The 12,157-nt window shown below is 63.6% G+C and carries 13 protein-coding genes; 11 read left to right on the top strand and 2 right to left on the bottom strand.

From position 1 onward, the window contains the following. The first annotated feature begins 112 nt into the window (after window positions 1-112). The 6 genes from ABIB90_RS06570 (at window position 113) to ABIB90_RS06595 (ending at window position 6,829) form a co-directional block, all read left to right on the top strand. Window positions 113-724, top strand: coding sequence for a glutathione S-transferase family protein (locus tag ABIB90_RS06570; protein ID WP_354200480.1), 612 nt, complete (start codon window positions 113-115; stop codon window positions 722-724). Window positions 725-749: 25 nt separating this feature from the next. Further along, entirely contained in the window at window positions 750-1,943 is a 1,194-nt protein-coding gene (locus ABIB90_RS06575) for a serine hydrolase domain-containing protein (protein ID WP_354200481.1), read from the top strand. Between the two features lie 16 nt (window positions 1,944-1,959). Further along, window positions 1,960-2,829 (top strand): MBL fold metallo-hydrolase, encoded by an 870-nt coding sequence (locus ABIB90_RS06580; RefSeq protein WP_354200482.1) that lies wholly within the window; start codon window positions 1,960-1,962, stop codon window positions 2,827-2,829. A 133-nt stretch (window positions 2,830-2,962) separates the two neighbouring features. Continuing rightward, window positions 2,963-4,114: an alpha/beta hydrolase gene (locus ABIB90_RS06585; protein WP_354200483.1), complete on the top strand. Its 1,152-nt coding sequence runs from the start codon at window positions 2,963-2,965 to the stop codon at window positions 4,112-4,114. A gap of 62 nt (window positions 4,115-4,176) precedes the next feature. Beyond that, window positions 4,177-5,148 carry an iron exporter MbfA gene (mbfA, locus tag ABIB90_RS06590; RefSeq protein WP_219682962.1) on the top strand — a complete coding sequence of 324 codons (972 nt, stop codon included), beginning with the start codon at window positions 4,177-4,179 and terminating at the stop codon, window positions 5,146-5,148. A 208-nt stretch (window positions 5,149-5,356) separates the two neighbouring features. Next, the gene (locus tag ABIB90_RS06595) at window positions 5,357-6,829 is read left to right on the top strand and encodes an amidase (RefSeq protein WP_354200484.1); all 1,473 of its coding nucleotides are present in this window, start codon (window positions 5,357-5,359) and stop codon (window positions 6,827-6,829) included. 29 nt (window positions 6,830-6,858) lie between these two features. Here ABIB90_RS06595 and ABIB90_RS06600 read toward each other — a convergent pair whose 3' ends face one another. Next, window positions 6,859-7,341 carry a CinA family protein gene (locus tag ABIB90_RS06600; protein ID WP_354200486.1) on the bottom strand — a complete coding sequence of 161 codons (483 nt, stop codon included), beginning with the start codon at window positions 7,339-7,341 and terminating at the stop codon, window positions 6,859-6,861. Window positions 7,342-7,509: 168 nt separating this feature from the next. Here ABIB90_RS06600 and ABIB90_RS06605 point away from each other — a divergent pair, with 168 nt between their 5' ends. From ABIB90_RS06605 to ABIB90_RS06615, 3 genes are read left to right on the top strand one after another with little or no spacing between them, the layout of a single operon-like run. Then, a complete protein-coding gene (locus ABIB90_RS06605) occupies window positions 7,510-8,568 on the top strand; it encodes an amidohydrolase family protein (protein WP_354200487.1) in 1,059 nt (352 codons plus the stop codon). 23 nt (window positions 8,569-8,591) lie between these two features. Beyond that, window positions 8,592-9,701, top strand: coding sequence for an amidohydrolase family protein (locus tag ABIB90_RS06610; protein WP_354200488.1), 1,110 nt, complete (start codon window positions 8,592-8,594; stop codon window positions 9,699-9,701). After that, on the top strand, window positions 9,701-10,114 hold the full coding sequence (locus tag ABIB90_RS06615; RefSeq protein ID WP_354200489.1) for a Rieske (2Fe-2S) protein: 414 nt from the start codon (window positions 9,701-9,703) through the stop codon (window positions 10,112-10,114). Before ABIB90_RS06610 ends, ABIB90_RS06615 begins: the two co-directional genes overlap by 1 nt. A 34-nt stretch (window positions 10,115-10,148) precedes the next feature. Here the strand turns inward: ABIB90_RS06615 and ABIB90_RS06620 are convergent, their stop codons facing one another. Next, the gene (locus ABIB90_RS06620; protein ID WP_354200490.1) at window positions 10,149-11,048 is read right to left on the bottom strand and encodes a transcriptional regulator GcvA; all 900 of its coding nucleotides are present in this window, start codon (window positions 11,046-11,048) and stop codon (window positions 10,149-10,151) included. Between the two features lie 110 nt (window positions 11,049-11,158). Here ABIB90_RS06620 and ABIB90_RS06625 point away from each other — a divergent pair, with 110 nt between their 5' ends. Together ABIB90_RS06625 and ABIB90_RS06630 are read left to right on the top strand one after the other, a co-directional pair. After that, complete coding sequence (locus tag ABIB90_RS06625) at window positions 11,159-11,362, top strand: DUF1127 domain-containing protein (protein WP_007599575.1); 204 nt, start codon at window positions 11,159-11,161, stop codon at window positions 11,360-11,362. 78 nt (window positions 11,363-11,440) lie between these two features. Further along, complete coding sequence (locus ABIB90_RS06630) at window positions 11,441-12,064, top strand: GNAT family N-acetyltransferase (RefSeq protein ID WP_354159605.1); 624 nt, start codon at window positions 11,441-11,443, stop codon at window positions 12,062-12,064. Window positions 12,065-12,157 lie beyond the last annotated feature (93 nt).

Genomic DNA, 12,157 nt, shown 5'->3' on the forward strand with positions numbered 1-12,157 from the left:
CGAGCGAAGCGAAGCAATCCAGTAATCCATCCGCGGAGACAGTCTGGATTGCTTCGTCGCAAGTGCTCCTCGCAATGACGAACTAAAACTTTCATTTTTTTGGATACTCGCCATGAAGCTCACCTTCTCCCCCGCCTCGCCCTTCGCCCGCAAGGTGCGCATCGCCGCAATCGAGCTCGGGCTGATCGACAAGATCGAGTTCACGCCGGCAGCCGTCGCGCCCGGTACGGCCAACGAGGACTATTCGAAGATCACGCCGCTGAAGAAGCTGCCGGTGCTGATCACCAATGACGGCGATGTCATATTGGACTCCTACGTCATCGTCGAATATCTCAACGAGATGGCCGGCGGCAGCCTGATCCCCGATTACGGTCCGCGGCGCTGGAAGGCCAAGACCAATCACGCCCTGATCAACGGCATGCTCGATTCCATTCTGCTGTGCCGCTACGAGAAGATGGTGCGGCCGCAGGGCCTGCAATGGCAGGCGTGGTCGGACGACCATTGGAACCGGGCCTGGACCGGAATGGCGCGCTTCGAGAACATGCCCGAGGTGCTGAACGGCCCCTTCGACATCTCGCAGATCGGCCTCGTCTGCGTGCTCGGCTATGCCGACTTCCGCTTTGCCGATTGCGGCTGGCGCAAGGCCTATCCGAAGCTCGACGCGTTCCACCAGAAGATGCTGGAGCGGCCCTCCGTGAAGATCTCGGTGCCGCCGGCGGCGTAGTATCGCGACTGCGGGGAGAAGGATGATGCGCGATCGCTTCCCCCGCCTCAGCATTCTCGGCGCGAGCCTCATGCTCGCGTTGACCGTCTCAACCACTTCCGTGCAAGCCGACGGCATGGTGCCTGGACAGCGAAACCTCGCCTGCGAGCCGCCATCGTCAACCGACGACGGCTGGACGACTGCGTCGCCCGACAGCGTCGGCATGGACGGCGCAAAACTTTGCGGGATCGCCGCACGACTCGAACAACGCGCGACTTCGGTTCATTCGGTTGTCGTGGCGCGCCACGGCAAGCTCGTCTTCGAGCAATACTTCGCCGGCTACGATCAACCCTGGGGACAACCGGAAGGCCAGCACGAATTCACCGCGACGACGAAGCACGACATGCGTTCGGCATCGAAGAGTGTCGTTTCGCTGCTCATCGGTATCGCGATCGATCGCAAGCTGATCGAAGGCGTCGACGAACCTGTGCTCAAATTCTTCCCCGACCATCAGGCGGTGAAGCAGGCGGGCTGGGAGGCCATCACGCTGCGCCATCTGCTGACGATGTCCTCGGGAATGAAATGGGACGAGGCGCGGGCATGGACCGATCCGAACAACGACGAGCCGCATCTCACCTTTGAAGCCGATCCGATTGATTATGTGCTCGGAAGGCCGGTCGCCGCGCCGCCGGATGTGCTCTGGACCTATAATGGCGGCGGGACTGAACTGCTCGGCAATATCCTTGAACGCGTCTCGGGCAAGCCGCTGGAGACGTTTGCGCGCGAGGCGCTGTTCCAGCGGCTCGGGATCGCCGATTTCGTGTGGAAGGCCTACCCGAAGAACGGCAAGATCGCGGCGGCCGCCGGCCTGCGCTTGCGTCCGCGAGATGCCGCCAAGCTCGGCCAGCTCGTGCTCGATCGCGGCCAGTGGAACGGCCAACAAATCGTCTCGGCCGATTGGATTGCACAATCGATCGCACCGCGCTTCCAGGCGATCGGCTATTTCGGCGGCACGCTGTTCTACGGCTATCAATGGTGGATGGGCCGCTCGCTGGCCGGCGGGAGGGAAATCAAATGGGTTGGCGCCTTCGGCTGGGGCGGACAACGCATTTTCATCGTGCCCGAGCTTGATCTCGTCATGATGACCACCGCTGCCCAATACGGCCAGCCGAAGGAAGGGCTGGCCGCGATCGACGTCCTCTCCAACATCGTCATTCCATCCGTGCGTGACGCACGCTGAGTGCAAGGAAGCGAGCATGAGCCTGAAATACGCGGTTGGCGACCTCACCATCCATCGCGTCGTCGAGCAGGAAACCTCGTTCGTGCCGGCGCTGGAGATGTTGCCGGGGCTGACACCGGAGCTGCTGGCTGAGAACCGGGCGTGGATGAGGCAGGCGAAAGCCCTGGATGACAGCGACACGTTGATGCTGTGCTTCCAGTCCTATGTGATCAAGACGCCGCACCACACCATTCTGGTCGACAGCTGCATCGGCAACGACAAGCCGCGGCCGCAGCGTCCGAAATGGAACATGAAGACCGACGACACCTATCTGCGCGGACTCAACGCTGCCGGATTCTCGCCTGACGACATCGACTTCGTGATGTGCACGCATCTGCATGTCGATCACGTCGGCTGGAACACGCGGCTGGAGAACGGCCGCTGGGTGCCGACTTTCCCCAACGCGCGCTACGTCTTCGCCAAGCAGGAATTCGATCATTGGACCGAGCAGAACGCGAAGGCAGAAGTGCCGCCCTTCGTGGACAGCGTGCTGCCGGTGGTCGAGGCCAAACGCCACGAGCTCGTCGGCAACGATCACCAGATCGGCGACCACGTTCGTATTCTGCCGACGCCGGGCCACACGCCGGGCCATATCGCCATCACCATGGGACACGGCAAGGACGACGCTGTGTTCTCCGGCGACCTCATGCACTCGCCGATCCAGACGCTCTATCCGGAGCTGTCGGTCAAGTTCGACCTCGATCAGGCCAGGGCGGCAGCAACGCGCCGCAGCTTCCTGGAACGCTATTGCGACACCGACACGCTGTGCTGCACCGCGCATTTCCCCTCGCCTTCGGTGGGGAAGATCCGGCGCAAGGGCAGCGGCTTCGTCTGCGCGGCGGTGTGATCTAGCCGATATCCCGTAGGGTGGGCAAAGCGAAGCGTGCCCACCATGCCAAACGCGTTATAGAATGATGATGGGCACGGCGCGCGAAGCGCGCCTTTGCCCACCCTACGATTCCACCCGTGTGGAGAAAGCAATGACCGACCTCCCCGAGATCCCTCTCCCCGCCGGCATCCGCTCACGCTATGTCGACGATATCAACGGCTTGCGCATGCATGTGCTGGAGGCCGGCTTCGAGACCAAGGGGCGGCCCTGCATCCTGCTGCTGCACGGCTTTCCCGAGCTAGCCTTCTCCTGGCGCAAGGTGATGCCGGCGCTCAGCTCGGCCGGCTATCACGTGATCGCCCCGGACCAGCGCGGCTATGGCCGGACGACGGGATGGAGTGCGGAGTATGACGGCGACCTCGCGCCGTTTTCGCTCTTCAACCTGGTGCGGGATGCGCTCGGGCTGGTGTCGGCTTTCGGGTACAGGCAGGTCGATGTGGTCGGACATGATTTCGGCAGCCCAGTCGCGGCCTGGTGCGCGCTGATGCGGCCCGACGTGTTCCGTTCGGTGGCGATGATGAGCGCGCCGTTCGGCGGAGCGCCGCCGCTGCCGTTCAACACGATCGACGCGCCGGCAAAGCCACCGTCCGAAGACCCCGTGCATCGCGAGCTCGCCGCCTTGCCGCGTCCACGCAAGCATTATCAGTGGTACTATGCGACACGCCCGGCCAATGCCGACATGCACCGCGCGGCGCAGGGCGTGCATGATTTCCTGCGGGCCTACTATCACCATAAGAGCGCGGACTGGACCGACAACAAGCCATATCCGCTGAAGTCCTGGTCGGCGAATGAGCTTGCGAAGCTGCCGACCTATTATGTGATGGACCTGAACGAGACCATGGCCGAGACGGTCGCAAAGGAGATGCCCTCGCCGTCCGCGATCGCCGCCAATCAATGGCTGCCCGACCGCGAGCTCGGCTACTACAGCGCCGAATATGGCCGCACTGGATTCCAGGGCGGCCTGCAATGGTATCGCTGCGGCACATCGGGTGCGTTCAACAACCAGCTCCAGTTGCTAGCCGGCCGCACCATCGACGTCCCCTCCTGCTTCATCTCGGGCAAGCAGGATTGGGGCACCTACCAGCGTCCCGGCGTGTTCGAGGCCATGCAGGCGCGGGCCTGCACGAAGCTGCTCGGCTGCCGCCTCGTCGACGGCGCCGGTCACTGGGTGCAGCAGGAGCAGCCGGCCGAGGTAAGCCGACTGCTACTCGATTTCCTAGCAAAGAGCCGCGGCGTGGTTTGACCCGGGAACCCAAGCGCCCTATATAGTTTAGAATTGTTCTAAACTAATCAGACAGGGCCGCCGTGAAGAATTTTGCCGATCTGACCGAACGCGAGGTGCTTGCGGTCGCGATCTCCTCCGAGGAGGAGGACAGCCGCATCTACATGAGCTTCGCCGAAGACCTGAAGGAGCGCTATCCGGACTCCGCCAAGATCTTCGAGCAGATGGCCGAGGAAGAGCGCGGCCATCGCCACATGCTGCTGGAAATGTACGAGCAGCGCTTCGGTCCGCATTTGCCCCCGATCCGCCGCGAGGATGTCAAAGGCTTCCTGCGCCGCCGTCCGGTCTGGCTCACCAAAAACCTGCCGCTCGACACCATCCGCAGGGAAGTCGAGACAATGGAATTGCAGGCCGAGCGCTTTTACGTGAAGGCCGCTGAACAGGCGCAAGATGTCGGCGTGCGCCGCCTGCTCGGCGATCTGGCCGAAGCCGAGAAAGGCCACGAAGAGGTGGCGGCGAAGCTGACAGACCAGATCCTGAGTTCAGACGTGCGCGCCGAGGAAGACCGCACCAACCGGCGCATGTTCGTGCTGCAATATGTGCAGCCAGGTCTCGCCGGCCTGATGGACGGCTCGGTTTCGACGCTGGCGCCGCTGTTTGCGGCTGCCTTCGCCACGCATCAGAATTGGCAAACATTTCTGGTCGGCCTCGCCGCCTCGATCGGTGCCGGCATCAGCATGGGTTTTGCGGAAGCGCTGTCCGACGACGGCTCGCTAACCGGACGTGGTTCGCCCTGGCTGCGCGGTCTCACCTGCGGCTTGATGACGACGCTCGGCGGGCTTGGGCACACCCTGCCCTATCTCGTGCCCGACAGCTGGGCCAACGCATTCTGGATCGCCACCGGAATTGCCGGAATTGTCGTGTTCTTCGAATTGTGGGCGATCGCCTTCATCCGCGCGCGCTACATGGACACGCCGTTCCTCCAGGCCGTGTTCCAGATCGTGCTCGGCGGCGCGATCGTGCTGGCGGTGGGGATTTTGATCGGAGCGGCGTAGGCCTCCACTCCTGGCGTCATGCCCCGCGAAGGCGGGGCATCCAGTACGCCGCGGCCTATCGTTTCAATCACAGCCGTCTCGGCGTACTGGATCGCCCGGTCAAGCCGGGCGATGACAGCTAGCGGCACAGCAATCGCGATCAAACAACCGTTGCGGCCTTCCGCCAAACTGCGCATCATCGTTCGACAAGAAGAACAGGAGATGCGCCATGGCCAAATCCGAATGGAGCTTCAAGAGCGCGGTCGAACTGTCGGCCGCGTTGACCGCCAAGAAGGTTTCCGCGGTCGAGCTCACCCGCGATGCGATCGATCGCATCGAACGGCACGACGGCAAGGTCAATGCGATCTGCGTGCGGGATTTTGATCGCGCGCTGGACGCCGCACGCGAGGCGGACGCCGCATTGGCGCGCGGCGAGCGCAAGCCGCTGCTCGGCCTGCCGATGACGATCAAGGAATCCTTCAACATCGCCGGCCTGCCCACGAGCTGGGGCTGGACGCCGCAGAAAGATTTCAGGCCGCCGGAGGATGCGCTGTCGATCGCCCGGGTGAAGGAGGCCGGTGGCGTTATCCTCGGCAAGACCAACGTGCCCGTAGGGTTAGCTGATTGGCAGAGCTACAACGAGATCTACGGTACGACCAACAATCCATTCGATCTCGGCCGCACGCCGGGTGGCTCGTCGGGCGGCTCGTCTGCGGCGCTCGCGACGGGCTATGGACCACTCTCGCTCGGGTCCGACATCGGCGGCTCGCTGCGCGTGCCCGCCTTCCACTGCGGGGTCTATGCGCACAAGCCGACCTACAATCTCTGTCCAACGCGCGGCCACACGCCGCCGCCCTTTCCGGCCATCCCGATGGAGCGCGACATGGCGGTGATCGGTCCGATGGCGCGGAGCGCAGTCGACCTGCCCCTGCTCCTGGACGTGATGGCAGGCCCCGATCCGTTGGACCTGGGCATCGGATACAAGCTCGCGCTGCCGGAGGCGCGACACCGCGCGCTGAAGGATTTCCGCGTGCTGGTGATCGACAGCCATCCGCTGCTGCCTGCGAATGCCGATATTCGCAGCACGATCGAGAAGCTGGCGAAACAATTGGCGGGCGCAGGTGCAAGCATCACGCGGGAAAGCCCTCTGTTTCCCGACTTCACCGATGCCTCTCGCCTCTACATGCGCATGCTGATGAGCTTCCTCGGCGCCTTCCTTCCGCCGGACGATCTCGCGGGCGCGCGTGCCGGTGCAGCGCAGCTCTCGCCCGACGACAAGAGCCTCGCTGCCGAACGGCTGCGTGGTATCACCAGCACGCATCAGGCCTGGGTGTTCGACGAAGGCGCCCGCGCCGGCCTACGCGCGCAATGGCGACACCTGTTCAGGACATTCGATGCGGTGATCTGTCCGATCATGCCCACGCCGGCCTATCCGCATGATCATTCGCCGGAGCAGGAAAAGCGCCGGATCAATATCGACGGCAAGGACCACGCCTATCCGGACCAGCTTGCGTGGCCCGGCATTGCCACGCTGACGGGCCTGCCGGCAACGGCTGTTCCACTCGGCCTGTCGAAGGACGGGCTGCCGGTCGGCGTGCAGATCATCGGGCCCTTCCTCGAGGACCGGACGCCGCTCAAGCTCGCCGAGCTGATCGAACGCGAGTTCGGCGGGTTCGTGCCGCCGAAGATGTTCGACGATTGATGCGTTCGTCGTTGCGACGGCGCGCCAGGTCACTGCTCCAGATTCTTCAGCAGCAATTTCAGCGCTGTCGCCGCAAACATCTGCATATTGGCCAAGCGGTCGTTGCTGCACGTCTCCAGTGTCATCACCTCAACTGCGGGCCCGGCAACCGCCATGCAGCTGTGGCCCGCCGCATCGCCGTAGCGATTGCCGGTGGGACCGGACGCGCCGGTCTCGGACAGGCCCCAGTCGCAGTTGAAACGGCTGCGCATCCGCTCGGCCAACAGTTGCGCGTAGGGCTCCGACGAGGAACGAAAGCCCTTCATTCCTTCGTCCGAAATATCCATCAGCACGCGCCTGGCATCGCGGGTGTAGACTACGGCGCCGCCGAGGAAATAAGCGGACGCGCCGGGTACCGCGAGAAGGCTGGCCGAGATCAGGCCGCCGGTCGAGGATTCCGCCACGGCAATTGTCTGTTTGCGCACGATCAGTTTCGCTGCGACCTGTTCCGCAACGCCGACGAGCTCTTTCATTCCTTGACCCCTTATGCCTTCGCAACCGAGCTCGGCCTTTCTAGCATATGACAGCGGCCTTGGCCGAGTTGCAGCCAACGGGCAGGCCTGCTTGAATGGCAGTCAAGAGGCGGAGCGGCCAAGCGCCGCCCGCGAGAAGACGCGACGAGGAAACGTGAAGGACACGTCATGGCGTCCCTGATCGCTGGCGGGGTGGATTGCGATGTGCATCCGGCCGTGCCGCATCTGACCAGCCTGCTGCCGTACCTGAACGACTATTGGCGCGATCAGGTGACGACGCGCGGCATGGTCGATCTCATCTCGCAATCCTACCCGCAGAACTCGCCGATCACGGCGCGGCCCGACTGGCGCCCCGAAAGCGGCAAGCCGGGCGAGAGCCTTGCGGACATGCAGCGCCATGTGCTCGATCCCTTTCAGCTCTCGCATGCCATCTGCAATCCGCTCTATGGCGTGCAGATGGTGTTTTCCGAGGATCTGCAGGCCGCCTTCTGCCGCGCACTGAACGTCTGGCTCGTGAAGGAATGGCTCGATCGCGACCCGCGGCTGCGCGGCTCGATCGTGATCCCCACCCAAAGCGTCGAGAAGGCCGTCGCCGAGATCGAGCGCTGTGCGGCGGATCGCCGCTTCGTGCAGGTGCTGATGCTGGTGATGGGCGATACGCCGCTCGGAAAGCGCGCGCTCTGGCCGATCTATGAGGCGGCAGAACGGCTGGAATTACCGATCGGCATTCATGCCGGTTCCGCCTATCACAATCCGCCGACCGCCGTGGGCTGGGGTTCCTACCACATCGAGGATTATGCCGGTCAGGCCCAGGCGTTCCAGACCCAGCTCACCAGCCTGATCGTCGAGGGCGTGTTCGCCAAATATCCGCGACTGAAGATGGTGATGCTGGAATCTGGCGTGTCCTGGATCTCCCCATTTCTGTGGCGCCTGCACAAGTTCTGGCGTGGGGTGCGGATGGAGACGCCATGGGTCGATCGCGCGCCGCTGGACATTGTGCGCAGCAACATCCGCTTCTCGTTACAGCCATTCGATGCGCCGCCGGACGAGACGACATTAATTCGCCTGTTTGATCATATGCAGTCGGACGAATTGGTCGTATTCTCCACCGACTATCCGCACTGGCAGTTCGACGGCCAGGAGGCGCTGCCCGCAGGTCTCACCCCCGATCTCGTGCGCAAGATCATGATCGATAATCCGCATGCGACCTATCCCCGCCTGACTTAGCCGCTGCCAAAGGAGGCAAGGCGATGAATATTCAGTTCCGCGAAAGCTCCGAAGCCGCTTCCCCACTGACCGTCAAAACCGCAATCGCGGACTGCGACATCCATCCGGCACGCGCGACCCGCGCCGAACTCTATCCTTACCTCGCCAAACGCTGGCAGCATCATCTCGAAGTCTACGGCGTCCATGCCTATCAGGGCATGATGGAAGGTCCGCCCTATCCGAAGGCCCAACCCAACGCCTCGCGCCGCGACGCCTATCCGCCGGAAGGCGGGCCGCAGGGCTCCTCGCTGTCCTTCATGCAGAAGCAGCTGCTCGATCCCAACAACGTTCAGCTCGGCGTGCTCAATCCGCTCAACACCGGGCAGGGCATCCGCAACCACGAGCTCTCGGCCGCCTTGTGCTCGGCGATCAACGACTGGCAGATCGACAAATGGACCAGCAAGGACAAGCGGCTGAAGGCGTCCATCGTCGTCGGCAATGAGGACGGCCTGTCGGCCGCCGCGGAAATCCGCGAGCGCGCCGGCGACAAGAATTTCGTCCAGGTGCTGCTGCTCAGCCGCAATGTCGAGCCGCTCGGCCAGCGCCGCTACTGGCCGATCTATCAGGCCGCGGAAGAGGCCGGCCTTCCCGTCGGCGTCCACGCCTTCGGCTTCGGCGGCAATCCGATCACGCCGTCGGGCTGGCCTTCCTACTACATCGAGGAGATGGTCGGCCACTCGCAATGCCAGCAATCGGCGCTGGCGAGCCTTGTTTTGGAGGGCGTGTTCGAGCGCTTCCCGAAATTGAAGATGGTGATGATCGAGGCCGGCTTCGGCTGGGCGCCGTCGCTGGCGTGGCGGCTCGACAAAGTCTGGCAGCGGCTGCGGAGCGAGGTGCCGCATGTCAAACGGCCGCCGTCGGAATATATCCGCGAGCAGGTGTGGTGGACGACGCAGCCGATGGAGGATCCGGAGCGGCGCGAGGATCTGTTCGACGTCATCAAGTGGATCGGCTGGGACCGGCTGCTGTTCGCCACCGACTATCCCCATTGGGATTATGACGAGCCGTCGCGCGTGTTGCCCGCGGGCGTCAGTGACGACAACCGCGAGGCGTTCTATCTCGGCAATGCGAAGAAGCTGTACGGGATCGCTTGATGGCGCGGCATGTGATTGCCGCGGTCGATGAGCTTCCGCCCGGCACGCGAAAATTTCTGGAGATCGACGGACGGCCGATCGCAATCTTCAACATCAAGGGTGAATATTTCGGCCTGATGAACCGCTGCCCGCATCAGGGCGCGGCGCTGTGCGAGGGACCCTTGATCGGGCTCGCGCAATCGAAGGATCCGGGCGAGATCGAATATACCAAGCTCGGCGAGATCATTCGCTGCCCCTGGCATGGCTGGGAGTTCGACATCCGTACCGGCCAGTCTTACTGCGACCCCCGCCGCTTCCGCGTGAAGGCCTACCCGGCTCATGTCGAGCCGGGTGCGAGCGTGGTGAAGGGGCCGTATGTCGCCGAGACTGTCACGGTGAAGGTCGAGAGCGATTACGTCGTGGTGGAGTTGTAGCGAAGCAGGTGGCCGGACATGCGCCGGCACGATATCAGGCTTTATTCCGCGTTGCGGCGATCATCCAGTCGCGGAATGCGGCGAGCTTCGGCGCTTCGCGGCGGCCCTCCGGCGCGACGAGGTAGAAGCCGGCATCGGCCGGCAGCGCGATCTTGAAAGGAACGACGAGCCGGCCCTTGGCGATGTCGTCCTGGACGTAGGAGGTCCGCCCCATCGCCACGCCGATGCCGTCGATCGCGGCCTGGACGGTCATGAAGATCATGTCGAAGGTGATGCCGGGCTGCCTGGCGATGTCGGCCGGCAGACCGGCCGCCGTCAACCACAGCCGCCAGTCGTCGCTGTTGGCGTTGGAGGTGTGCAGCAGCATGTGGCTCTTGAGGTCCTCGGGACAGCGCAACGGCTTGTCACCGCGCAAAAGAGACGGGCTGCACACCGGAAACAGCTCGTCGGCCATCAGCCAGTCGGCGCGCAAGCCCGGCCACTGGCCGCGGCCATAGCGGATCGCGGCATCGACATTGTCGCGCTGGAAGTCGACGAGGCTGGTCGAGGTGGTGATGCGGACGTCGATGCCGGGATGGTGCTCCTGGAAATCGGTCAGCCGCGGCAGCAGCCATTTTGCGGCAAGCGAGGCCAGCGTCGAGACCGTCAGCACCTTGTCGTCGTCCTTGCGCAGCAGCCGGTCGGTGGCAAGGCGAAGGTCGTTGAAGGCGGCGCGGACGCCTGGCAGATAGTCGCGCGCCTCGGCCGTCAGCGCCAGCGCGCGGTTCTGGCGGACGAACAGGCGGATGCCGAGCTCCTCCTCCAGCCTGCGGATCTGATGGCTGATCGCGGTCTGGGTCACGTTCAGCTCGGACGCCGCCAGCGTGAAGCTGAGATGGCGCGCGGCGGCCTCAAAGGCCCGCAATCCATTCAGGGAGGGCAATCTGGCAGTCATCTGGCAGCAGGATACATGACGTTATTTCATGCGAAAGAGTACAAATTGTCGTTTGTCGCAGTGCACTCGGAAGCCGATATTAGGGGTCAACTTAGCTCCAGGAGCTGACAATGTCTACTTTGACCCAGAATTCGATGACAAATCATCATGCGCCAGGGCTGATCCACCAGATCGGCGAGACCCTTCACGTCTGGCACGAGCGCTACCGGACCCGGCGTGAGCTCACCAACTGGTCCGCGCGTGACCTCCAGGACGTCGGGCTGTCCTGGAGCGATGTGGCCTATGAGGCCGACAAACCCTTCTGGCGAGCCTGATTGGCCGCCAGGCCGGCGCCGCCTGACTGTGGGGGCGCCGGCGGTCCCTTTCCCTTTGGTCCCCTTGGGGCGCGTGTCATGAGCACTCTTCGCCTGGAAGATCTGAAGCAGTATTCGGACACGCTGCGCACGCGACACGGCGAGGCGCTGCGCGTTCGCTTCGTCGAACCGCGCGACACCGAGGAGCTCCAGCACTATTTTCGCTCGCTCTCGACGCGGTCCCGTTACAACCGCTTCTTCGGCGCGATCAGCGAACTGCCGCAGGGCCTGCTGCACGAATTCCTCCAGGTCGGCGAGCGCGAGCGTTTTACCGTGGTGGCGACCATGATGGTCGACGGCTTCGAGACCATCGTCGCCGAAGCGCGCTACGCACTGCATGCCGAAACCGCGACGCTTGAATTCGGTCTGTCGGTTGCCGACCGCTGGCAGGGCCACGGCATCGCCACCGTGCTGATGAAGAATCTCGAATGCCGCGCGGCCGCGCTTGGCGCCGACCACATGTTCGGCGACACGCTGCGCTCCAACGCGGCCATGATCTCGCTCGCGCGCAAATCGGACTTCGCCTTCGTCAATCATCCTGACGACTGGAAGCTGGTGCGCTTCGACAAGGAGATTTCCGTCGCACCGAAGGACATTCCCTGCGCGAGTTGGCGTCTCGTTGCCCTTTCCCGTCAGGCCGATAGCCCCTCAGCCTCGGTCTGACACCACTCGAGCCCGGCTCTGGTCAAACAGCGCCGGGCTTTTTTTATTCTTCGTAGCCCGGATGGAGCGAAGCGCAATCCGGGTTTCGGGCTT

Origin of the sequence: Bradyrhizobium sp. JR4.1, assembly GCF_040548605.1 — a bacterium.
GTDB lineage: Bacteria > Pseudomonadota > Alphaproteobacteria > Rhizobiales > Xanthobacteraceae > Bradyrhizobium > Bradyrhizobium canariense.